Origin of the sequence: Aquirufa esocilacus (assembly GCF_042715595.1) — a bacterium.
Classification (GTDB): domain Bacteria; phylum Bacteroidota; class Bacteroidia; order Cytophagales; family Spirosomataceae; genus Aquirufa; species Aquirufa esocilacus.
Genome location: NZ_JBBKXX010000001.1, coordinates 201,084 through 223,152, shown reverse-complemented (window position 1 = coordinate 223,152; position 22,069 = coordinate 201,084). Strand labels below are relative to the sequence as shown.

Genomic DNA, 22,069 nt, shown 5'->3' with positions numbered 1-22,069 from the left:
ATGAATGATAAATGATTTTTTTATTCACCATTTACCACTTACCATTTACCATTGAATACAGAATATGAAAAAACTAGCTCCACTACTCATCGCTTTTTTCTTTTTCTCTTGCTCAAGCAAGGAAGAAATCACCCAACAGCAATATTCCATCGAAGGAATGGGTCTGTATAAAACGCATTGTGAAAATTGCCATCAAGCAGACGGTTCAGGGTTACGTGATTTGTATCCATCTATTCAAAAATCAAATGTAAGCCCGGAGGTTTTGGCCTGCTTGATTAAAAATGGGAAAAAAGGGAATGGATTTATGCCCGCTAACGCAAAACTTCAAGCGTTGGATATTGCTGAATTGATTACGTTTATGCGAGAAAGATGGGGAGGCAAAAAACAGATTTTCCCGGCGGACAGCGTAAAATTAGCTTTAAAAAATTGCCCCTAATTGGTGGGCATTCCCTCGACTGCAACGACTGAGTTGCGTATTTGACGCAAGGAATATGAAGAAAAATCTTGTGCAGCATCCAGTCCCACACCATTGACTAATTCGGTCCTTGTTCTAAGCTGTACAGCCTTGTCTGTAAAAATACGTTTCTCGACCGGCAACCAATTAAATTCATCCGTCTTCAGTGTTTCTTCTTTTTCAATATTATGAATCACCACGTGACCCATTAATTTGTACGTGTTTTTTTGGCGAAAAAAATGGGCTGAATCTCCACGTACTTCAGAGGTGATTTTTCCTTTTTTATCATAAAACCAAAGCTTCACTTCTTTCGGATAAACGCGATCCTCTGACTCCAATGTATATTGAATACCCGTGACCATCCGAACCACTTTTCGAGCAGAATCTGAATACATCATATCGATCCCAAACAATTCAGATTTAGGTCCTACATAAATCGCTTTGGAATCATCCGACTTTTCACGACAGGAAAAAAAGGTGCTAGTAATCAAGAGCAAAAAGAGTAAGCTCGAATTGCGCATGAGAGAAAATTAGTTGATTTTCTGCTTTTGGAACCAAAGATCACTAAACGTCAGACCTATGGTCAGGCGATGGTATTGCTCTTCTATGCCATTCTCCGTAATTAAACCACGGCGACCCACTTGATAGGCCAAATTCAAGAAAGACAAATTACGAAGTGGAAAAGCTACACCGAAACTTAAATTCTTATCTACAGCATAATTACCATTTCCTAAGAAATCATAGGGAGTTTTTTCATAAGAAGCTCCCATTCGATAGGTGGTCCGTTTAAAGAAATTAGACACTGATTCAATATCTGGTATATACTCTCCACCAACAGAAACTTTGTGAGAGGCAGGCAACGTAGCTGAACGACCTAAATTATTATTTACTTTACTCCAATCAGTATACGTATAATCAACTCCAACCATCCACTTAGCCGCCTTTTCAATACTAAAACCGATTCGATTAGCTACTGGAATTTGTTGCACAAATGAAGCTGATTTCTCCAAGGTATCCGCGTTTATTACTGTTAAACCAGAAAGATCCATGGTTGCAAAGCGCTTAACCTGATTCGCTTTCAAGGTAGAACTTAAATCTAAGGTAGCACCAAGGTTTAAGAACATATCGGGCTTCAACTTAGCTCTATAGGCAAAACCTGCCTTGAATTGAAAGTCAGAATAAGACGTTAAATCTTCTAATTGTACTTTATAATATTGACCATCAGACATATTCTGCGTGGCTACATTTCTGTTCACTTGCCCAAACAAGTAATCCATTTGCAAGCCCACATACAACTCCTTGTAAACACGTACGCCATTCGAAATGGACACCTTACTCACGCCACCACTTCCTTTATAACTATAGATTAAGCTATCCACCCCTAATAAATTCAAGCGACGGTAAGATCTAGTTTCATATTCTACCGCTGAATGAGGACGAATTCCCACAGACATCGTCCAACGATCTGTAATAGGTAGTGTTAAATTTAAGGACTGGTAATTACCACCAAATACTTTCTGTTGTTGACGGTAATCTTGCAAAGTCTTGTATTCTGTATTGACACCTACTTCTAAATTTGTCCAGCGATTACGGGCTAACAAGGCAGGATTGACCACATTTGTGTAGATACCGTTCGAATTAGAAACACCGATACCACCCATCATCATTTGGGTCACGTTCTCACTTTTTTGAATCTCTCCCATACCTAAATACGAGTAAGGTGAATTCAATATTGTCTGTGCCCAAACAGCAGGAGCCATTGACAAGAACAACACGATTAGCAGTGAACGAAGTGTTTTCAGAATATTTGTAGGCTTATTCAAAGAAATAAAATTCATAAAATTAAAATCCTCCCAATCGGGAATACTAGTGTGTAAAGGTCGTAATTTTATTTCACATTCGACTAAGTTATTAGCTATATTTGAGCTCAAAATTACAGACACATGATTGATGAATTAAAAAACGGAATATACTGGGACAATTCGGCCTGGGATTTAATCGTATTTGGAGGAATTGTACTCATCGGTTTTATCTTAAGACGTTTTTTCTCTAATTCTTTTTCAAAAATAGTTTTCCGTTTCATTCCAAACGAATTGATTTCCATTCAAGATTGTGTTCAATTGATTCGAAAACCCTTTGAATTACTCATTTTCTGGATCTTCTTCTTTTTTGCCATCCAAAACTTACACATTCCATCTGCCTGGCATATTCAGCCGATCGAGAATTTTGGACTACTTTACCTGATTGAAAAAACCTTTGAATCTGCGCTCATCTTTACCGTTACCTGGCTAATTGTTCGATTAATGAAAGTGGTCATTTTAGTTGCACAAGAAAAATGGAATGGAGCAGATCAAAAATCTAAACAACAATTTATTCCTTTCCTGAACGATCTTTCGATGGTCTTTATTATCACAGCATCAGGATTTGTTTTTTTGGGCCGAATCTTCGAAGTAGATGTGGTAGCCTTAATTACGGGCTTAGGAATTGGTGGTCTTGCATTAGCTTTGGCCGCCCGAGAAACACTTGAAAACTTATTCGCCTCCTTTACCATTTTCTTAGATCTCCCTTTTGTAGTCGGTGATAATATCCAAATCGGGGCCATCAGCGGGGACATCGAAAAAATTGGCTTTAGAAGTACCCGCATCAGAGGAGCAGATGGCAATTTAATTTTAGTACCAAATCGCCTTTTAACTTCACAATCACTGGAAAATATGAGTGAGCGGGACTACAGAAGAGCAAAATATACGATTCAGTGTGAGTTAAATACGAAGCCAGCACAAATTGAAGCGGCCATCTCAGCGATTGAAGCATTCATACAAGAAGATCCATTGTGTAAGAAAAAAGCTCCGAAAGTTATTTTTGAGGGCTTCGGGGCTTATTCTATTGATATATCTGTTACCTATTTCGTACAAACCAAAGACTTCGCTAAGTTCCAAGCTTCCAAACAGGCGATTAACTTAGGAATTTTAAAGGTGTTAGAGAAAGAGAAGATTGTGATGGCTAGGTCTTAGCGGCGGGAGGAAATGAGTCCGGAGGGAATTAGTCCGTAGGAAAGCACAAAGAATAAAGCATAAAGATGGCATAAAAAAAAGGGAACCGAGGTTCCCTTTTTTAGTAATATAGTCCGAAGGAATATAGTAGTGATTATATTGGTGTTTAAAACTATAAATCATTGCGCAGCACGATTTCTGTTTTAAATAACAAATAATCATCCAATCAACTCCTTGAGATCTTCATCATGAATCATCTTTCTTTCATCCGCCATCAATAAAAAGCGGGTGTAAATCTTGTCTAATTCTGGTTTTTCAAAATCAAATCCTAGTAATGTCAATCGGTGACGCAAGGCGGCACGGCCTGAACGAGAGGTTAATAAAATAGCTGAAGAAGAAACTCCAACGTCCTCTGGATTCATGATCTCATAGTTCTGTGCGTGCTTTAAAAAACCATCCTGGTGGATTCCCGAGGAGTGCGCAAAAGCATTTGCTCCCACAACTGCTTTGTTAGGCTGCACGTGCATGCCCATTAAGTTAGACACTAATGTACTCGTTGGATATAAATATTTTGGGTTAATACCCGTTGTAAATCCTAAATCTTTGTGCACGTTCAGGATCATCGCAATTTCTTCCAATGACGTATTTCCTGCGCGCTCTCCTATTCCATTGATCGTTACTTCGACTTGGCGAGCACCTGCCTGAATTCCTGCTATGGTATTTGCCGTAGCTAATCCTAAATCGTTGTGATTGTGCATCGAAATCGTAGCCAAGTGTATGTTATCTACGTTTTCGTATAAATATTTGATTCGCTCGTGCATGACGTGCGGCAACAAATAACCCGTTGTATCTGGCAGGTTAACGACTGTTGCGCCGGCTTTGATTACTTCGCGTGTTAATTGTGCCAAAAAAGCTAAATCCGCCCGACCCGCATCTTCCGCGAAGAACTCGACGTCTTCTACAAAGGATTTGGCATACTTCACAGCCCAAACGCCACGCTCGATGATTTCCTCGCGAGTCGAATTGAATTTATGCTTGATATGTACATCGGATGAACCAATTCCTGTATGAATACGAGGCTTGCGAGCTGTTTTCAAGGCAGCAACAGCTGCGTCGATATCTTCTTTTTTAGCACGAGTCAAGGCGCAAACTGTGGGTCCCTTTACGGCGTCACAAATGGCTTGAACCGATGCAAAATCTCCAGGAGATGAGATAGGGAAACCTGCTTCTATGATATCCACACCTAACAACTCAAGCTGTAAAGCAACTTCTACTTTTTCCTCTCGGTTTAATTGACAACCGGGAACTTGTTCGCCGTCACGTAAGGTAGTATCAAAAATCTGAATGCGGTTAATCATCTTGTTTTAGGTGTTTTATTTCGTTGTGAAATTACAAGAATTCCTAGTTGGAAACAAGGAGATAAGAGATTAGAGAGTATAGCGTATAGATTAAAAATCTTAAAATTCGGGCAAATAAGATTATATTACTATTAATAATCCTAAATACTTCAATAAAAAAGACCATTAATCTAAAATGGAAAACGACGTCAGAATATAAAATTTTGCATTTTTTTAAGAAGATGCGAGAGATTTGATCTCTGGAAAGCGTTTTGGATCGAAATTTCCACCAGAGATGACACAAACTACCGTTTTCCCCTTGATTTCCTCCGCCATTTCTTCGAGGCCGGCTACGCTCAAAGCACCGGCTGGTTCCACGATCATACTGCGAAGTGCATACAGATCAAGCATCGTTTGACAGAGGGCTTTCTTAGAGACAGCTAACATGCGAGTTAAACCTTTGGCACAAATCGCAAACGTCTTAGCCCCCACTTGTTTTACAGAGGCACCATCCACAAAGCGATCAATTTCTTCCAATACCACTACTTCCGAAGCCGCCAAACTCTGTTGCATCGATGGCGCTCCGGCCGGCTCCACCCCTACGAGGGATGTCGAGGGAGGCAAAACTAACGAAGCCCCAGCAGCCAAGCCGCCTCCACCTACCGCCACAAACAAAAAATCAGGCGCCTCCGGCAAAGCCTGCAATATCTCCAAGGTCACCGTAGCTTGACCCGCAATAATATCAAAATCATCAAAGGGAGGAATATAAATAGCGCCATTGGTCTCGCAGAATTTACGCGATGCCGCAAAGGCCTCATCATAGGTTTCCCCTACCAGGTAGATGCGCACTTTTTCCTTACCGAAAAAACGAACTGCCTCCACCTTCTGCAAAGGCGTCGACTTAGGCATAAAAATATGAGCTTGAATTTCGAGTAAAGCACAGGCTAAAGCAACTCCTTGCGCATGGTTACCTGCAGATGCAGCCACCACCCCTTTCGATCTTAACTCAGAGGGAATGTTGGAGATTTTATGGTAGGCTCCCCTAATTTTATAGGAGCGAACGACCTGCAAATCTTCACGCTTTAAATAGATATTTGCCCCATAGCGCGCAGAAAGAGAGGCCGAGAATTCTAAAGGTGTCTCTGAGATGACCCCCTTTAGCTGCTCCGCTACTTGTTTTATTTCTATGACGCTAGGAACGTGTTTTAGTTTGTTGAATTCCATGCGCCCCAAAATTAACAAAAAAAGGGTAGACAATCGCTTGTCTACCCTTTTTCAAACACTAGAAAAAACTAGTTGTTTTCTGGACGTAAGCTACGTACCGCAGCACCCGCTCTCCACATTTCCATATCTGCCATTTCTTTCAATTCAGCATCTAATTTCACGCGGTAATCCGGTTGAGAATTCAAAGTAATCGAACGCTCTGCTTCTGCTTGTGTTTTCACTGAGTTGTATAATTGCTCAAATACAGGCTTAGTAGCGTCACGGAAAGGCTTCCACCAATCCAATGCACCACGTTGTGCTGTAGTAGAACAGTTTGCATACATCCAATCCATTCCATTCTCAGCTACTAATGGCATTAACGATTGCGTTAATTCCTCTACTGTTTCGTTGAATGCTTCAGATGGAGAGTGACCGTTCGCGCGTAATACGTCGTATTGTGCAGCGAAGATACCTTGGATAGCTCCCATTAATGTTCCACGCTCACCTGTTAAGTCAGACGTTACTTCTTTGTAGAAATCCGTTTCGAATAAATAGCCTGAACCCACACCGATAGCCATCGCGATACATTTCTCACGCGCTTTTCCTGTTGCATCTTGGTAAACAGCGAACGAAGAGTTCAAACCTTTACCAGCTACGAATAAACGACGTAATGAAGTACCTGAACCTTTAGGTGCAGCCAAGAATACGTCCACATCTGCTGGAGGAACGATTCCTGTTTTCTCTTTGTACGTGATACCAAAACCGTGAGAGAAATAAAGTGACTTTCCAGCCGTTAAATATTTCTTCACTGTAGGCCATAATTCGATTTGAGCGGCATCCGAAAGTAGGTAACAAATGATCGTTCCTTTTTCCAAAGCTTCTTCGATTTCAAATAAAGTCACACCTGGAACCCAACCGTCAGCGACAGCTTTGTCATAGGTTTTACCTTTACGTTGACCTACGATTACATTTAGACCATTGTCTTTCATGTTTAACGCTTGTCCTGGACCTTGAACTCCATATCCGATCACAGCGATCGTTTGATCTGCTAATACTTGTCTAGCTTTCTCTAATGGAAACTCTTCTCTTGTTACGATGTCTTCAACAACTCCACCGAAATTAATCTTTGCCATTTTTTTGTTATTTAATTTATATTCTTTGTTCGATTATACGATTTCCCAATTGCCTTCTTCCGGCAAAAACTCTACTAAGCCTTTCTCCGTTTTACCCACGGCAACACGACCAGACTTAACGTACTCTAATATTTCCCATTTTTTCAAATAGGTATAAAACTCTTGAATTTCTTCTTCCGAGCCATTCTTTTCCACGACTACATAATCTAGGCCAAAGTGCACAATCTTCGCATTCCAATCTAAATTAATCGTCTTCACATCCACTGGTGTACCCCCTAGCGGAGTGGCAATCTTAAATAAGCCGATTTCGTTAAATACGATTTCGTCATCTAGGTAACCAAACACTGCGAGAACGTCGGTTACTTTACGGATTTGGCGAACTAATTTTTCTACAAATTCCCTGTTCTCCTGCTTAATCACAATCGTAAAACGAGATACGCCTTTACGCTCTGTCTCAGAAACCGTCAAACTCTCAATATTTACCCGGCGACGCGTAAAAATGATCGTGATTCGATTTAATAAACCGACCGTGTTCATTGTAAAAATGGATATGGTATAATTCGTCAACATAAGATTATTCTAGCCTGATACTTGTTACACAGCCACCCGCAGGTACCATGGGGAATACATTTTCCTCTTTTTCACAAACGATTTCTAACAGATACGGCTTATCTGACTTCAATAAAGTATCTAATGAATCACTCAACTCTACCCGATCCGAAACGGTATGACCCGCGATTCCAAATCCTTTCGCAATCGTAATGAAATCAGGGTTCTGCAATTCTACAAATGAATAACGGTTCTCAAAGAACAATTGCTGCCACTGGCGCACCATGCCTAAGAAATTGTTATTCAAGATGATTATTTTCACCGGCAAACCGCTCTGCGCGATGGTACCTAGTTCTTGCAAGGTCATTTGGAAACCACCATCACCGATGACCGCTACTACTTCGCGTTCTGGTACCGCAACCTTCGCACCAAAAGCCGCCGGCAAGGCAAAGCCCATGGTTCCTGCGCCACCAGAAGTAACAATCGAATTACGCTTTTTGAAACGGTAATAGCGATTCGTAATCATTTGGTGTTGCCCTACGTCTGTTACGACTACGGCTTCTCCTTTGGTTTTATCTGACAACAAATTGACGGCCTCACCCATCTTGATCTTATCCCCTTCGTGGAACAAGTCCTTCTTCGTGATTTTTTCGTATTCTTCGTCGTCGTATTTCTTGAATTCAGCTCTCCATTCGCTGTGGTCCGCCTTGTTCACTAAAGGCAATAAGGCCTGAAGTGCCGCCTTCGCATCCCCCACGACTGGAGCATCTGCCTTCACATTTTTATCTACTTCACTCGGGTCGATTTCGATGTGCACCACTTTCGCTTGCTTCGCGTAAGTCGCTAAGTCACCCGTAATACGGTCGTCAAAACGCATACCGATCGCGATTAATACATCGCAAGAGTTCGTCAATACGTTCGCACCATAATTTCCGTGCATACCCGGCCAGCCCACAAATAGCGGGTGATCTGCATCCATCGATGACATCCCTAATAGTGTTGTCGCTACCGGAATGCCCGTTTTATCCACGAAATCATTTAATTCTTTCTCTGCTCCAGCGATTAACACACCGTGTCCCGCTAGAATATAAGGTTTCTTAGCACCATTAATCAATTTCGCTGCTGCCTCCACGTGTTCTGCCTTCGGCTCCACGCGCGGTTTGTAAGAAATGATCGAAGTACAAGGAGTATATTTAAAGGGTACGGTCATGATATCTGTCTGAGCCGTACGTGTAATATCAATTAAAACGGGGCCTGGGCGCCCTGTTTCTGCGATATAGAAAGCTTTCGCCATGATCTCTGGAATCTCATTCGCATCCAGCACTTGGTAATTCCACTTCGTTACCGGCATGGAAATACCGATCAAATCGCATTCTTGGAACGCGTCGGTTCCTAATAAATTTCCTTTTACTTGCCCTACAATACACACTAAGGGAGTAGAATCCAGCATCGCATCTGCGATAGGTGTAATTAGGTTCGTAGCCCCAGGACCAGAAGTTACCATGCAAACTCCCGCTTTGTTTAGCATGCGAGCATAACCTTGAGCGGCATGCCCTGCACCTTGTTCGTGGCGAACTAAAATATGTTTTAAGCGATCTTGGTAATCATAAAGCGCATCATAGGTAGGCATAATGGCCCCACCAGGGTAACCAAAAATCGTGTCCACACCCTGCTCTACCAATGATTGCATGATAGCTTGAGCGCCAGACAAAAATTTCTTTTGGCTAGGTTGATTAGCTGCTTCGGTTTGAGTTTGGGTTTGTCCCATGGTTAACAATTTTCAAAAATTCTGTTTCAATGGTTTCGAAAGCTCAATTTAAGCCTTCTGGATAGATAAAAAAACATTTTTCTTATAAATCCGTCACACATCCCTGACTAGCAGAAGATACGTTTTTAATATATTTACGTAGAACGCCTTGCTTAAACGGAGACTCAATAGGCTTCCAATTTTTCTTGCGTTCTGCTAATTCTTCATCCGACACGTGCAATACCAAGGTATTGTTCACCGCATCAATCGTAATCTTGTCACCATCTTTCACTAGGCCTATCGGACCACCTTCTTGCGCTTCTGGCGTCACGTGACCTACCACAAATCCGTGTGTACCTCCAGAGAAACGACCATCCGTGATCATCGCTACCGAGTTTCCTAATCCTGCACCGATAACGGCTGAAGTAGGTTTTAACATTTCTGGCATACCAGGACCACCTTTAGGACCTTCATTACGAATCACGATGACGTGACCCGCTTTGATTTCCCCTTTTGAGATATATTCGATGACCTCTTCTTCGCGCTCACATACTTTGGCAATACCCTCAAAACGTTCGCCTTCCTTCCCAGTAATCTTCGCCACGGCACCGCCTGGAGCTAAATTGCCGTACAAGATCTGCAAGTGACCCGTAGGCTTTAACGGCTGCGTGATTGGATAAATAATTTTTTGTGTGTCAAAATTCAAGTCAGGAGCCTCCGCAAGGTTCTCCGCCATCGTCTTTCCTGTCACCGTCAAACACTCTCCGTGTAATAAGCCCACACTGTGTAAATATTTCAAAATCGCTGGCATTCCACCGATCGCTAACACATCTTCCATGTAGTATTTACCACTTGGCTTTAAGTCTGCAATCAAAGGCGTGCGATCTGAAATATCTTGGATATCTTTCAAGGTAAACGTGATTCCAGCGGCGTGTGCGATCGCTAAATAGTGAAGCACCGCATTCGTCGAACCTCCTAAGGCCATCACCACCGTCATCGCATTCTCGAATGCCTTGCGCGTCATGATGTCACGTGTACAGATGTTTTTCTCTAATAACACTTTCATCGCCGCGCCTATCGCTAAACACTCCTCTTTCTTGCCTTCGTGCGTGGCTGGATACGTCGATGAATTAGGTAATACTAAGCCCATCGCTTCCATCGAGGAAGCCATCGTATTCGCTGTGTACATACCGCCGCAGGCTCCGGCTCCCGGGATTGAATTGCGAATAACGCCTTCATAATCCTCGTCTGAGATAGTTCCTGCATATTTTTTTCCCAAAGCTTCGAATGCCGAAACGATGTCTAATTTTTCTCCTTTGTAAGAACCGCTGCGAATCGTTCCGCCGTAAACTAGCATCCCTGGGCGATTCAAACGCGCCATCGCCATCATGGCACCTGGCATATTCTTATCACAACCTACAACTGCGATGACGCCGTCGTACCACTGTGCCCCTACCACATTTTCAATCGAATCTGCGATGATATCACGTGATGGCAAAGAATAGCTCATCCCGTCATTTCCGTTTGTCATTCCGTCTGAAACCCCGATCGTGTGGAAGATCAAACCGACCATTCCGTTCTCTTGGATCCCTTTTTTCACGTGAACAGACAAGCCATTCAAGTGCATGTTGCAGGTATTGCCTTCGTAACCTGTACTTGCGATACCGATTTGGGCTTTGTTCATATCCTCGCTTGTTAAGCCGATACCGTAGAGCATCGCTTTCGCAGCGGGATTAGATACTTCCTGAGTTAATGTCCGTGAATACTTATTTAATGACATAGGGTTTAAGAAATTTTTTCAAACAACAAATATACGCAATTCGATTTGTAGACAGGTTAATTATGCCAAAGAATCTTTGGCAATTATAGAAAAAGCAAAATTAATTATTTGTTTTCTCCTACCTGCTGTCTCCACATCGCAAAATACAATCCTTTGCTCGCCACTAAATCGTCGTGCGAGCCCTGTTCTACAATCTGTCCTTTCTCGAGCACATAGATCCGCGTCGCGTGCATCACCGTAGATAAACGGTGCGCAATCAAGATCGTAAGGTGCTCCGTATCAACGGATAAAGAACGAATAGTTTCGGAAATTTCTTCTTCTGTCAAAGAATCCAACGCTGAAGTCGCCTCATCAAAAACCAATAAATTAGGGTCACGCAACAAAGCGCGCGCGATACTCAAACGCTGCTTCTCGCCGCCGGACACTTTCACGCCACCCTCCCCGATCAAGGAATCTAGTCCTTTATCGGCTCTCGCTAAAAGCGTTTGGCAGGCTGCCTTTTCTAACACGGCCATACATTGTGCGTCTGTCGCGTTCGGGTTAACGAACAACAAGTTCTCGCGAATCGAGCCCGAGAACAATTGTGTGTCTTGGGTTACAAAACCGATCTTCTTACGCAACTCATCGAAATCAATCGCGTCACTTGGTTCGCCGTTGTAATATACCTGACCTTTTTTGGGTCGGTATAAACCTACTAGTAGCTTAACTAAAGTCGACTTTCCGGCGCCTGAAGGCCCCACGAAAGCAATCGTCTCGCCGCCTTTTACGGAGAAGGTGATTCCATCCAACGCTTCCGTCGTGGCGGACTGGTGTTTGAATGTAACGTGATCGAACTTCAATTCCTGAATAGAGGAAATCGCCTTCGGGTTTGTAGGCTTCTTCTCCGATGGAATACTTAATACTTGCTCGAAATTTTGGAGCGATACTTCTGCCTCACGGTAGGTATTCACCACATTACCAATCTCTTGTAAGGGATTAAAGAGGAAGAACGAATAGATGTTCAACGAATAGAATTGACCAATCGTAATCTTTCCCTCATATATCAAATAGATCAATACGACCACCATGAGCATACGCAACAAGTTTACGCAGGTTCCTTGAACAAAGGCCATCGAACGCACGTAGCGCACTTTCTTTAATTCTAATTTCAGGATTTTCTCCGTCGTCGCATTTAAGTGGGCGATTTCTTGTTCTGCTAAACCCAAAGATTTCACCAGCTCGATATTGCGCAAGGATTCTGTCGTAGATCCTGCTAGACCCGTCGATTCTTTCACGATTTCGATCTGAATCACTTTTATTTTCTTACTTAATACGGACGATACGTAACCGATTAGTGGACCCGTGATTAAGAAAAGGGGCATCACCATCCAATGCACCGAAAAGGCATAGACCGAGATGAAGATCAAGGCGATGATGGATTGGAATAAAATGTTGATTCCTAAGGTGATCAGCTTTTCAACGTCGGTACGGACTTTTTGGAGTTTACCCAAGGTCTCGCCCGACCTTTGGTCCTCAAACGTCTCATAAGGCAACTCCAAAGAATGGCGAATTCCGTCTGAATAGAGGTTTGCGCCTACTTTTTGGGTGACCGTATTGATGAAATAATCCTGAAAGTTTTTCGCTACCCGGCTCACGAAAGCCACGCCCACGGACGCTAAGGCCAAAGGCCAAATCGCAGACACGAACTGGTCCATCGTGTGCGTATTCGAGCGGTACACCGCCGCCACATCATCGATGATCTTCCTAAAAATGTAGGGATCCATCAAGGAGAAGATCTGGTTTGTGGCAGCCAGGGCTAGGGCCCCCACCACGCGCCAGCGGTATACTTTTAAATAATTCAGTAATAATTTCATATTTTTTTTAGAATCTGCATAAAGCCATTTCCGCCACCGTCTTACCGATAGATAAGGACGAGGTCGCCGCCGGACTAGGCGCATTCAATACATTAATCACTTTCGCGTCTTCCACGATCGAGAAATCATCTAATAATCCCCCATTTCTGTCGCAAGCTTGAGCTCTGACACCCGCGCCGCCTTCGACTAAATCATTGATTTGAATCTCCGGAATCAAAACTTGTAAAGCTTTTGTAAAGGCCTCTTTCGAAAAGCTGCGGTACATTTCGCCCAAACCAGTTTCCCAGTATTTCACCGCCACTTTTTGAAAACCTGGCCACGTTAACGTTTCCCAAAGCTCTTTCGCATTAATCCCTAATTTCTTATAACCCTCTTTCTTAAAGGCCAAAACCGCATTCGGTCCTGCCTCCACGCCACCTTTCATCATGCGGGTGAAGTGAACCCCTAAGAACGGGAAGTTCGGATCTGGCACCGGATAAATCAGGTTCTTCACTAAGTATTCTTTGTCTTCTCTCAACTTGAAGTATTCCCCGCGGAACGGCACGATGCGCACGTCCAAGGGTTCTTTTTGGGTCATCTGCGCCACTTTATCCGAGTAAAGTCCGGCACAGTTGATGACTAATTTTGCTTCGTAGACTGACTTCGTCGTCTCCACGATCGAAAAGGTCAAACCTTTCTTGATATCAATCACTTGCTCACCTAAGTGCATCTCGCAACCCTTGATTTGGGTTCCTACGGCTAATTTCGCAGCGACTGCTCGGTAATCCACGATACCCGTTTGAGGAACGAACATCCCTTCTACACCCGTAACATGCGGCTCGTATTCGCGCATTTCTGCTAGGCTCAATTTTTTCAAACCATCCAAGCCATTTTGTTGACCTCTTTGGAACAAAGTCTCTAATTGCCCACGTTGTTCCTCCGTCGAAGCGACAACGATTTTTCCGGTCAATTCAAATGGAATGTTCTCTTTCGTGCAATAATCGATCAATTGATGGTAACCCTCAATGCAATTCTTTGCTTTCAAAGAACCCGGTTTGTAGTACAATCCTGAGTGGATTACGCCGGAATTATTGCCCGTTTGGTGCATCGAAACCATGTTTTCTTTCTCAAACAAAGCGATATGAAGATCAGGTCTCGTTTCTAGTAAACGGTGTGCCGTTGCGAGGCCCACGATGCCGCCGCCTACAATGATTACGTCTAATGCCATAAATTGAAATGTTGAACAACAAATATACGGTGAATCGATGGTAAAAAGAATTATTCGTAGCTTTGAAGTATGAATCCCCGGATCGAACAATTGTACCAGATTTCCAAAGCCCCTACTCGGACCATTTTAGGTCTCATGTCGGGTACATCCTTGGATGGTTTGGATTTAGCTTTAGTACGCTTCACGGGTTTTGGACTGGATACCTCATACGAAATTTTGCACTACGACACCCGCCCTTATCCGGCAGATTTCAAGGAATCAATTCGTTCGGTTTTTGCCAAAGAAAACATTCATTTCCCCACCCTTTCGACGCTTAACGCGCAAATTGGACGTTTGCATGCTTCGCTTATTTTAGAAGTTTTAGCTAGCTGGGGTGTGGATGCATCTGAAGTAGACGCGATTGCCTCCCATGGCCAAACCGTGATGCACCGTCCCGACAGAACAGGCAAACTCCCGCATTCAACCTTGCAAATAGGCGACGGCGATCACATCGCCCAGTTAACAGGTATCATTACCCTTTCCGACTTCCGCCAAAAACATGTGGCAGCCGGCGGCGAGGGAGCACCATTGGCTATGTTTGGCGACTATTTCTTGTTCTCGGAAAAAGGGGAAAACAGAATTTTACTCAACATAGGTGGCATCGGAAACTTCACTTATTTGCCTGCTTCGGGTGATCCAGCTGGCATTTTAGTAACAGACACCGGCCCTGGAAATACCTTGATTGACGCAGCAGTTCGCCGTTATTTCAACAAAGCGTATGATGATGGTGGTGCCATCGCCCTCTCCGGAAAAATCGACGCTGGAATTTTAGCCGAACTCATGAGCCTGAGTTTTTTCAAGGATTCATTCCCTAAAAGCACTGGCCCGGAATACTTTAATTTAGACCTGGTTCATGCCTCGATCAGCCCAGCTGATTTAGTTGCGACCTTAACAGAATTCACCGCCCAAAGCATCGCCCTCGCCATGAAAACCTATATTCCATCTGGCATTGATGGTACCGTTTACGTCAGTGGTGGTGGCAGCAAAAACCCCGTGATCATGGCCCGTTTAGCCAATCTTCTTCCTTTCCGCGTCTGCGAAAGCGATGAGCTAGGTATGCCATCTCCGGCTAAAGAGGCGGTTCTGTTTGCTTTGTTAGCAAATGAAACATTAGCTGATTCGCCTGGAGCGGAGAGGTTGGGGGACTCGCCGTGGGAAAATTTTGGAAAAATATCTCTGTAAAAATCCTACGGATTTTTACAGAATGGTGAATGGTAAGTGGTGAATGATAAATGAAATCCTTCGGACTCATTTCCTCCTGACTGACCAAATTAGAGTAGAGTTTACAGAGTAGAGAGTATAGATAATGCCCTCCGGACTAAGCCGCGCAGCGGCGACTCATTTCCTCCGGACTGCCGACTGCCGACTGACAACTGACGACTAAGCCGTGAAACGGCACGATATATGAAATACAAATTTACCGATTCCATCCTTTTCGAGGATTCAGATTTTATTGTGATTAACAAGCCCTCGGGCATCTCAACGCTGGATGAGCGAAAAGATGATTTGGCGCCGGCCATCTTGCGTTTAGCGAAAGAATATTCGTCTGATGCACAGGTGGGACATCGTTTGGACAAAGAAACATCAGGTGCTTTAGTCATCGCCAAAAATCCAGAGGCCTACCGCCACATCTCCATGCAATTCGAGCACCGCGAAACGGCGAAACGCTACCACGCAGTCGTGGAGGGGATGCAGGATTGGGATGGATTTTTAGTCAACTTGCCCATTTTGCCGTTGAAAGATGGAAAAGTGGTGATAGATCGGGCCAAAGGAAAGCACGCCGAAACCTGGTTCAGAACACTAAAAGTATTCCGGGGCTATACCTTAGTCGAATGTATGCCTATCACCGGACGCATGCACCAAATCCGCATTCACCTAACCTGCCTAAAAGCACCTATCGTTTCCGACGCGATGTATGGTGGCCCAGAAATATACTTATCCGATTTGAAACGTAATTTCCATTTGAAAAAAGACACAGAGGAACTTCCTGTCATGCGCCGCGTAGCCCTGCACGCCCACAGTTTGTCTTTTAATCTACTGAATGGCGACCCGATCACGGTCGAAGCACCTTATCCAAAAGATTTCAATGTGCTGGTTAAGACTTTGGAGAAGTATTCGTAATTTTGCAACCCTGGCTCCGTAGTTCAATGGATAGAATGTAGGTTTCCGGTACCTAAGATGAAGGTTCGATTCCTTCCGGGGCTACTCCATCAAAAAAGGACATTTCGAAAGAGATGTCCTTTTTTATTGGAGTACTGAAATATTTTATTGGTTTAACTTAAATAAGAAAACCATTTCAGATGGATTTAAAAAATAATTTCCATCCATAAATTTATCTTGATTTCTTGCTAGGTAAGTACCAACGCCTGTAGATATATAGTTGGTAGCATACTTCATGTCATTTAAAGAGATTGTCGAGATTTTTTTCTCATATATTTGTTCTGCTTGTATGCCTTTCATTGAACCTGGCGTGTAATATGAATTCTCAGGAATGCCACCGGCATCAAATAAATCCAAATGAAGTCTATTTAATTGAATACCACTTAATGCTAAATAAGCCTCATTTTCTAAAACAACCACTCGCCAAATAATGTCCCCTTTTTTTGTGTTTTCTCGATTATTATTAATATCCTCTGTTGCTAATTCAATTTGAAGCGCACTTCTAAAATTGCTCTTAGCTTCTGAAGAGCCCAACTTCGTAACATTATACAGAAAGGATTCACTTTCGCCATCGGAATAAGTTAAAGTCACTAATTTATTTTTCAATATTTCTAACTTGGGCATTTTGGCTATAAACCAATCAAAATTTTTCTTTTTTAGAATCTGTTCAAATTTAATTGAAGAATTAAATTTAATGTTGGGAGAAATTCCATAATAAGACAAACTAGACACATCCAAAAACTCTGTTAAATTCAAAACCTCTCCTCTAGAAACTGGAGAAGATTCCTTACTAAAAACTTTTTGGCCTAAAACAACCTTACTTAATGAAAAGCTAAATGTGTTGTTATTTATAGGTGTTTGATTCTCGAAATAAGAATTGAGGAAATCACTTGTTTGAGCTTTTGCATCAAGTGAACTGATGGCTAGTAAACATAGAGCCGAAATAATTGTAAATAGGTTTTTCATTGTAAACTATTTTAGTGTTGTTAAGATTTATTTGCCTATGATTTAAATTTATACTAATTGTATAATTTTGACAAAATAAATTTATTTAGCGGTTGATAAACCTATGAAGCGACTCTAGGCAAGACCATAAATTTGGCAAGATGTATTAGACCTTGAAATTTAAAAAGCATATAGTAGTAAAGTACTTAGAGCTAACATTTTGCCTCCTCCTAAATGTAATTGACATCAGACAATGGCTGATATGTGAAAAGGTGGGTCCGTCACGCCAGGGCCGCATCCGACTCGATTATTTCTGGTGCTACTTCACAAAAAACAAACCCCTCTAAATTCTAATTTGGAGGGGTTTGTTTTGAGGTCAATTTAAACAGTTATTTTACTCGATCGTAAAGGTAAACGTTGGATGGATCAGAAGGATCCTTTCTTAAATATGCGGACTTATCTTTATTTAAAAAGAGATAAAAAGTTATGATTTGACCATTGTTTATATTTGAAATTCTATAAACTCCAGTTGCTTTACCCACAATAATATAACCCTCAGGAAAACTTTTAGACGTTCCTGGATCAGTATTTGTAATAGGGGTCCATTCCAAATTTTGAAGTTTATATCCAAAACCATCATTGGGATACAAACAAGTGTACTTTGAACTTTCTAAAGTGACTTTTTGGATTTTGTTATCTCTTTTAGTTACCCAATCACCATAAAACAACTTTGGGTCTAATAACACCTTTACACTTGATGTGTCAACCTTGCTGTCGTCATCTGTTGAAACAGCCTTAATTGTTAAAGATTTAGCAATTTCATCATTACTAATTGTTAACATCCCATCGTTTGATATTGAAGTTCCCTTTGAAACAGGCTCCACAATAGTCCAGTTTAAGGTTGTATCCGGAGATCCCGAACCTTTAACAAGCCCTTTTAACTGAATAGTCGAACCTTTTACTACCGATTCCGGTGGAGAAACTATAGTGACACTTTCAACATTCGAACAAGAGAATAAGAAAGAAGTAATAGAAGCTAAAAGAAAAAATCTGAATGAATTCATCATAACCGTTGTTTAAGTTTATTATTAAAAATCAATTTATAGTAGGGTTAAATTATTAACTAAGAAAATTTATTAAACGGTCAGCAAATTCAATTAATATCTATTTTTAACTACATTACAGAATACAACCTAAGTACTCATGAATCAAATAGACAACAACTGGGTAGCCGCCCACACGAAACACCGATTAGGTAAGGGACATAAGAAAACGTTTGGGCATGTGCTAGTGATTGCGGGCAGTCCGGGCAAAGTGGGGTCAGGTATTTTATGTGCTAGAGCGGCCCTGCATGCAGGTTGTGGATTAGTTACGGCGATGATTCCGGAAGAGGGCATTGCAGCTTTGCTAGCAGGAAATCCTGAAATCATGTATAGCACGGGTAAATTACGCGAAGTAGATCTGAGCAGTTTTGACGCGATTGCGATTGGGCCTGGAATTGGGTTTTCTGAAGAGGCCGTTAATAATCTTCGCTATTTATTAAGAACTTACCTGGGGCCATTGGTCATCGATGCAGATGCGCTGAGTATTTTAGGATTGAATCCTGACTTATTGAGTTTATTAAATGAGCGACATATTCTGACTCCGCACATTGGAGAGTTTGCGCGGATTCAAAAGTTTTCCGGAAATAGTGAGCAACAGAGTTTTGCTTTTACGCATGCTTATGCGACAAATCTGATTTTAAAGTCCTCTCCTACTTTGGTTTCTTTGCCCTCCGGGCAGCAATTTGTGAATACCACGGGGAATGATGGAATGGCGACCGCGGGATCTGGGGATGTGTTAACGGGAATTACTGCAGCTCTTTGTGCTCAGGGCTACGAAAATGCAGATGCAGCTTGTTTAGCAGTGTATGTGCACGGTTTGGCGGCTGACATAGCAATTGAAACGCAATCAAAATCGAGTTTGGTGGCGTCAGATATTATTGCAAATCTAGGTAAAATTAGGCTGTTGGATTAGTACCTGTGGTAGACATCGGGGAAGTACTTTAAGGTCCCTGCGGAGTCAAAATCGACAATGGTATACCAAATAACAACGAGATAAGGATCTTTAGAGGCGACGGAGACAACTTTTGTACGTTTCTTTTGAATATCAGCTTTAATGACTTCTTGCTTGACGTTCAATACTAAAGAGGCTAATTCTAACGGCTTTTCAACGCGAACGCAGCCATGGCTAAAGAAGCGATTTTCTTTGGCAAAAAGATGTTTAGAATCGGTATCGTGTAGATATAAAAAGTAGGGATTATTGAATTGAAATTTCAAAGACCCTAATGAATTCACATTTCCACTATTCTGTCTCAGTGTAAACGGAAAGTTTTTACGACTTAATCCACTCCAATTTACCGCAGCAGGATCAACTACTTTATGAGTCGAATCTAACACCCGGATATGATGTCTTTTTAGGTAGGCTGCATTCTTTACTATCTTTGGCAACATTTCCTGTGTGGCGATATTACGAGTCACGTACCAAAAGGGATTCACCGTCATTTGGTTCAAAGAACTCAAAAGCGTAGAAGTAGGGGTCTTTTTCTTTCCCACGACCACTTTCATCGTCACTTGTTTTTTGCCATGATCAAAGGCCTGAAGTGTAGCAGAGGGAATATTAACAAGGATGACTTTATACTTCTTTTTTAAGCCCTCCAACCATTGGTAATTATTCGCCGCAATGAGCAATTGCCTCTTTTTCCAAGGGTCTTTTTCCAGCGCTAAACTGCGCCTAATTTCCTGCACCTCCGCACTTACGGTGCCTACTGTATCCACGACAGGCACAAAGCTTTTATAGCGAAAAGAGGGTGTGTAAATTTTTTGTGAAAGGGCACAAAAAGAAATAAGCACTAGTAAAACCGTTTTTAATCCACTCATGTAATCAGAAAATCAGACGCCTTAATCAATTGATTAGGTAAGTGAAATTACCTGCATTCAGATGAATAACCAAAAACTTTGAACACGATTAATTTAACGGTCAAAAAAGCCGCTTATTTCGACTGAAACAAGGTTGGGTGTACCTCCTCAAATTTCGTATGATCCTGGTAAAATTGTGCGATTCGTAACAAAGTTCCTTCATCGTATAGTTTTCCTACAAAGGAAATACCCGTAGGCAAGTTGTTTTTTGCATCCAATCCCGTAGGCACACAAACAACTGGATGCCCCGTTAAATTAGTAATCGCAGATTGATTACCGCCTCCGCGCGATGGGCAAATAATCGCATCGTATTGCGAAACGACTTCGTTCACTTTTTGCATCAACAAATAGCGGTGGCGTTGGGCATTAATGTATTCTACCGCTGGCACAAAACGAGCGGTTCTGAATTGGTTGGGCCAGTCGTATTTGGTTTGGCGGGTGAGTTGATCGTCTATGTTTTTACGCGTCATCTCATCAAATTGTGCGGCGCATTCTGCCCCGATAACGACATCCATGATGTTAAAGGGATAGGCTTTCTCATCTGGAAATTCAACTGGAATCAATTGCACGCCTTGCTTTTTCAGGTCTGCTAATACCCTCCATTCGCTGCGAGTGGTGTCTTTTATTTTGTCAAAATAGTTTTTGGCGTACGCAATCTTCATTCCTTTTATCGGGCGATTTGCCTGGTAATTAAAGGGCATATTAACTGCTGCCAAATCCTTTCCATCCGTTCCGTGCAAGTAATGAAAGACGATCGCCGCATCGTTTGCGGAACGACAGATAGGACCTACTTTGTCCAACGAATAACTTAGAGCCATTGCTCCTGAGCGAGAAATACTACCAAATGTAGGACGCAAACCCGTCGCACCACAAGTCGTGGCGGGCGAAACAATACTCCCCCAAGTCTCCGTACCGATCGCGAAAGGAACCAATCCCGCCACCGTTGCTGAAGCGGAACCAGCGGAAGAACCAGAGGATCCATAATTCAAATTCCATGGATTTTTCGTTCTACCAGCGTACCAATAATCACCCATCGCTAATGCTCCAAGCGTAAATTTTGCGACTAAAACGGCACCGGATTCTTTTAATTTGGCATATACATACGCATCTTCATCGATCACCTGATCCTTGTACGGAGCTGCGCCCCAAGTCGTCTTCGTGCCTTTTACCGCAAACAAATCCTTCAAGCCGTAGGGAATTCCGTGCAACAAGCCGCGGTATTTACCCGCCGCGATTTCTTTGTCCGCCTGACGCGCCTGGGCTAAAGCTAAATCCTCTTGCATACTAATCACGCATTGCAATGTAGGGCCGTGCGTCTTAATCCGCTCGATGAAAAATTGCGTTAATTCTACCGAAGTAATTTGTTTCGTTTTGATCAAATACGCGAGCTGGTCAATGGAGTAGAAAGCTAACTCATTCCGGTTTTTCGGCAGCGTCGCTTTCACAGATGGCCAAATCACCGGACGCTGGGTTTGATCAAATTTCATGCCGGGAAGTTTTGGACTTTGCCAAAGACTCAGCGGCACATTATTATTTAAAGTTAACGCATGCATCGCTTTGTAATTCGCTAGATTATCTACCACATCCGAATAGAGTGTATCTAATTCTTGGGTGGTAAATTGAATATCAAATAAAGAGGCCGCCCCGGATAAATCCGATTTTGTTTGTGCAAAAAGGGGGCTAGCGAACAACAGAAGTAGCGCGATTTTTTTCAT

Annotated in this window: 19 protein-coding genes and 1 tRNA gene; 6 read left to right on the top strand and 14 right to left on the bottom strand. The window is 42.4% G+C overall.

Annotated elements, in window-relative coordinates:
• The first annotated feature begins 64 nt into the window (after window positions 1-64).
• Entirely contained in the window at window positions 65-436 is a 372-nt protein-coding gene (locus tag SKC37_RS00945) for a c-type cytochrome (protein ID WP_377979670.1), read from the top strand.
• Here SKC37_RS00945 and lptC read toward each other — a convergent pair.
• Both lptC and SKC37_RS00935 read right to left on the bottom strand, forming a co-directional pair.
• Window positions 433-975: an LPS export ABC transporter periplasmic protein LptC gene (lptC, locus tag SKC37_RS00940; protein WP_377979669.1), complete on the bottom strand. Its 543-nt coding sequence runs from the start codon at window positions 973-975 to the stop codon at window positions 433-435. The two genes, SKC37_RS00945 and lptC, sit on opposite strands and share 4 nt — an antisense overlap.
• Before the next feature lie 9 nt (window positions 976-984).
• Window positions 985-2,292 carry a hypothetical protein gene (locus tag SKC37_RS00935; RefSeq protein ID WP_377979668.1) on the bottom strand — a complete coding sequence of 436 codons (1,308 nt, stop codon included), beginning with the start codon at window positions 2,290-2,292 and terminating at the stop codon, window positions 985-987.
• A gap of 105 nt (window positions 2,293-2,397) precedes the next feature.
• On the opposite strand from SKC37_RS00935, the gene SKC37_RS00930 reads away from it, so the two are divergent.
• Window positions 2,398-3,465: a mechanosensitive ion channel family protein gene (locus SKC37_RS00930; RefSeq protein ID WP_377979667.1), complete on the top strand. Its 1,068-nt coding sequence runs from the start codon at window positions 2,398-2,400 to the stop codon at window positions 3,463-3,465.
• 197 nt (window positions 3,466-3,662) lie between these two features.
• On the opposite strand, the gene SKC37_RS00925 is transcribed toward SKC37_RS00930, so the two are convergent.
• The 8 genes from SKC37_RS00925 to lhgO all read right to left on the bottom strand — a co-directional run bounded on the left by SKC37_RS00925 (window position 3,663) and on the right by lhgO (window position 14,253).
• Window positions 3,663-4,802 carry a 2-isopropylmalate synthase gene (locus SKC37_RS00925; RefSeq protein WP_377979666.1) on the bottom strand — a complete coding sequence of 380 codons (1,140 nt, stop codon included), beginning with the start codon at window positions 4,800-4,802 and terminating at the stop codon, window positions 3,663-3,665.
• Window positions 4,803-5,015: 213 nt separating this feature from the next.
• On the bottom strand, window positions 5,016-6,005 hold the full coding sequence (gene ilvA / locus SKC37_RS00920; RefSeq protein ID WP_377979665.1) for a threonine ammonia-lyase IlvA: 990 nt from the start codon (window positions 6,003-6,005) through the stop codon (window positions 5,016-5,018).
• Window positions 6,006-6,073: 68 nt separating this feature from the next.
• Window positions 6,074-7,117 (bottom strand): ketol-acid reductoisomerase, encoded by a 1,044-nt coding sequence (gene ilvC / locus SKC37_RS00915; RefSeq protein WP_130896031.1) that lies wholly within the window; start codon window positions 7,115-7,117, stop codon window positions 6,074-6,076.
• A gap of 33 nt (window positions 7,118-7,150) precedes the next feature.
• On the bottom strand, window positions 7,151-7,684 hold the full coding sequence (ilvN, locus tag SKC37_RS00910) for an acetolactate synthase small subunit (RefSeq protein WP_377978396.1): 534 nt from the start codon (window positions 7,682-7,684) through the stop codon (window positions 7,151-7,153).
• Window positions 7,685-7,691: 7 nt separating this feature from the next.
• Window positions 7,692-9,434 (bottom strand): biosynthetic-type acetolactate synthase large subunit, encoded by a 1,743-nt coding sequence (ilvB, locus tag SKC37_RS00905; protein WP_377979664.1) that lies wholly within the window; start codon window positions 9,432-9,434, stop codon window positions 7,692-7,694.
• 82 nt (window positions 9,435-9,516) lie between these two features.
• Window positions 9,517-11,193, bottom strand: coding sequence for a dihydroxy-acid dehydratase (gene ilvD / locus SKC37_RS00900; RefSeq protein ID WP_377979663.1), 1,677 nt, complete (start codon window positions 11,191-11,193; stop codon window positions 9,517-9,519).
• 104 nt (window positions 11,194-11,297) lie between these two features.
• Window positions 11,298-13,046, bottom strand: coding sequence for an ABC transporter ATP-binding protein (locus tag SKC37_RS00895; RefSeq protein ID WP_377979662.1), 1,749 nt, complete (start codon window positions 13,044-13,046; stop codon window positions 11,298-11,300).
• Between the two features lie 7 nt (window positions 13,047-13,053).
• On the bottom strand, window positions 13,054-14,253 hold the full coding sequence (gene lhgO, locus SKC37_RS00890) for an L-2-hydroxyglutarate oxidase (protein ID WP_377979661.1): 1,200 nt from the start codon (window positions 14,251-14,253) through the stop codon (window positions 13,054-13,056).
• Window positions 14,254-14,322: 69 nt separating this feature from the next.
• On the opposite strand from lhgO, the gene SKC37_RS00885 reads away from it, so the two are divergent.
• The 3 genes from SKC37_RS00885 to SKC37_RS00875 all read left to right on the top strand — a co-directional run bounded on the left by SKC37_RS00885 (window position 14,323) and on the right by SKC37_RS00875 (window position 16,497).
• Window positions 14,323-15,474: an anhydro-N-acetylmuramic acid kinase gene (locus SKC37_RS00885; protein WP_377979660.1), complete on the top strand. Its 1,152-nt coding sequence runs from the start codon at window positions 14,323-14,325 to the stop codon at window positions 15,472-15,474.
• Between the two features lie 222 nt (window positions 15,475-15,696).
• A complete protein-coding gene (locus SKC37_RS00880; RefSeq protein ID WP_377979659.1) occupies window positions 15,697-16,413 on the top strand; it encodes an RluA family pseudouridine synthase in 717 nt (238 codons plus the stop codon).
• Window positions 16,414-16,425: 12 nt separating this feature from the next.
• Window positions 16,426-16,497, top strand: a tRNA-Arg gene (locus tag SKC37_RS00875).
• A gap of 60 nt (window positions 16,498-16,557) precedes the next feature.
• Here the strand turns inward: SKC37_RS00875 and SKC37_RS00870 are convergent.
• Together SKC37_RS00870 and SKC37_RS00865 are read right to left on the bottom strand one after the other, a co-directional pair.
• Complete coding sequence (locus tag SKC37_RS00870) at window positions 16,558-17,418, bottom strand: hypothetical protein (protein ID WP_377979658.1); 861 nt, start codon at window positions 17,416-17,418, stop codon at window positions 16,558-16,560.
• A 368-nt stretch (window positions 17,419-17,786) separates the two neighbouring features.
• Complete coding sequence (locus SKC37_RS00865) at window positions 17,787-18,464, bottom strand: hypothetical protein (protein ID WP_377979657.1); 678 nt, start codon at window positions 18,462-18,464, stop codon at window positions 17,787-17,789.
• A gap of 136 nt (window positions 18,465-18,600) precedes the next feature.
• Here SKC37_RS00865 and SKC37_RS00860 point away from each other — a divergent pair, with 136 nt between their 5' ends.
• A complete protein-coding gene (locus SKC37_RS00860) occupies window positions 18,601-19,413 on the top strand; it encodes an NAD(P)H-hydrate dehydratase (RefSeq protein ID WP_377979656.1) in 813 nt (270 codons plus the stop codon).
• Here the strand turns inward: SKC37_RS00860 and SKC37_RS00855 are convergent.
• Both SKC37_RS00855 and SKC37_RS00850 read right to left on the bottom strand, forming a co-directional pair.
• Complete coding sequence (locus SKC37_RS00855; protein WP_377979655.1) at window positions 19,410-20,315, bottom strand: L,D-transpeptidase family protein; 906 nt, start codon at window positions 20,313-20,315, stop codon at window positions 19,410-19,412. The two genes, SKC37_RS00860 and SKC37_RS00855, sit on opposite strands and share 4 nt — an antisense overlap.
• A gap of 113 nt (window positions 20,316-20,428) precedes the next feature.
• On the bottom strand, window positions 20,429-22,069 hold the full coding sequence (locus SKC37_RS00850) for an amidase (RefSeq protein ID WP_377979654.1): 1,641 nt from the start codon (window positions 22,067-22,069) through the stop codon (window positions 20,429-20,431).

Coding starts and splice junctions, on each gene's coding strand:
- SKC37_RS00930 (WP_377979667.1), top strand. CDS start 2,398: ATGATTGATGAATTAAAAAACGGAATATACTGGGACAATTCGGCCTGG.
- SKC37_RS00870 (WP_377979658.1), bottom strand. CDS start 17,418: ATGAAAAACCTATTTACAATTATTTCGGCTCTATGTTTACTAGCCATC.
- ilvA (WP_377979665.1), bottom strand. CDS start 6,005: ATGGAATTCAACAAACTAAAACACGTTCCTAGCGTCATAGAAATAAAA.
- SKC37_RS00860 (WP_377979656.1), top strand. CDS start 18,601: ATGAATCAAATAGACAACAACTGGGTAGCCGCCCACACGAAACACCGA.
- lhgO (WP_377979661.1), bottom strand. CDS start 14,253: ATGGCATTAGACGTAATCATTGTAGGCGGCGGCATCGTGGGCCTCGCA.
- SKC37_RS00850 (WP_377979654.1), bottom strand. CDS start 22,069: ATGAAAAAAATCGCGCTACTTCTGTTGTTCGCTAGCCCCCTTTTTGCA.
- SKC37_RS00865 (WP_377979657.1), bottom strand. CDS start 18,464: ATGATGAATTCATTCAGATTTTTTCTTTTAGCTTCTATTACTTCTTTC.
- SKC37_RS00855 (WP_377979655.1), bottom strand. CDS start 20,315: ATGAGTGGATTAAAAACGGTTTTACTAGTGCTTATTTCTTTTTGTGCC.
- SKC37_RS00935 (WP_377979668.1), bottom strand. CDS start 2,292: ATGAATTTTATTTCTTTGAATAAGCCTACAAATATTCTGAAAACACTT.
- ilvC (WP_130896031.1), bottom strand. CDS start 7,117: ATGGCAAAGATTAATTTCGGTGGAGTTGTTGAAGACATCGTAACAAGA.
- SKC37_RS00880 (WP_377979659.1), top strand. CDS start 15,697: ATGAAATACAAATTTACCGATTCCATCCTTTTCGAGGATTCAGATTTT.
- lptC (WP_377979669.1), bottom strand. CDS start 975: ATGCGCAATTCGAGCTTACTCTTTTTGCTCTTGATTACTAGCACCTTT.
- SKC37_RS00945 (WP_377979670.1), top strand. CDS start 65: ATGAAAAAACTAGCTCCACTACTCATCGCTTTTTTCTTTTTCTCTTGC.
- SKC37_RS00895 (WP_377979662.1), bottom strand. CDS start 13,046: ATGAAATTATTACTGAATTATTTAAAAGTATACCGCTGGCGCGTGGTG.
- ilvD (WP_377979663.1), bottom strand. CDS start 11,193: ATGTCATTAAATAAGTATTCACGGACATTAACTCAGGAAGTATCTAAT.
- ilvB (WP_377979664.1), bottom strand. CDS start 9,434: ATGGGACAAACCCAAACTCAAACCGAAGCAGCTAATCAACCTAGCCAA.
- SKC37_RS00885 (WP_377979660.1), top strand. CDS start 14,323: ATGAATCCCCGGATCGAACAATTGTACCAGATTTCCAAAGCCCCTACT.
- SKC37_RS00925 (WP_377979666.1), bottom strand. CDS start 4,802: ATGATTAACCGCATTCAGATTTTTGATACTACCTTACGTGACGGCGAA.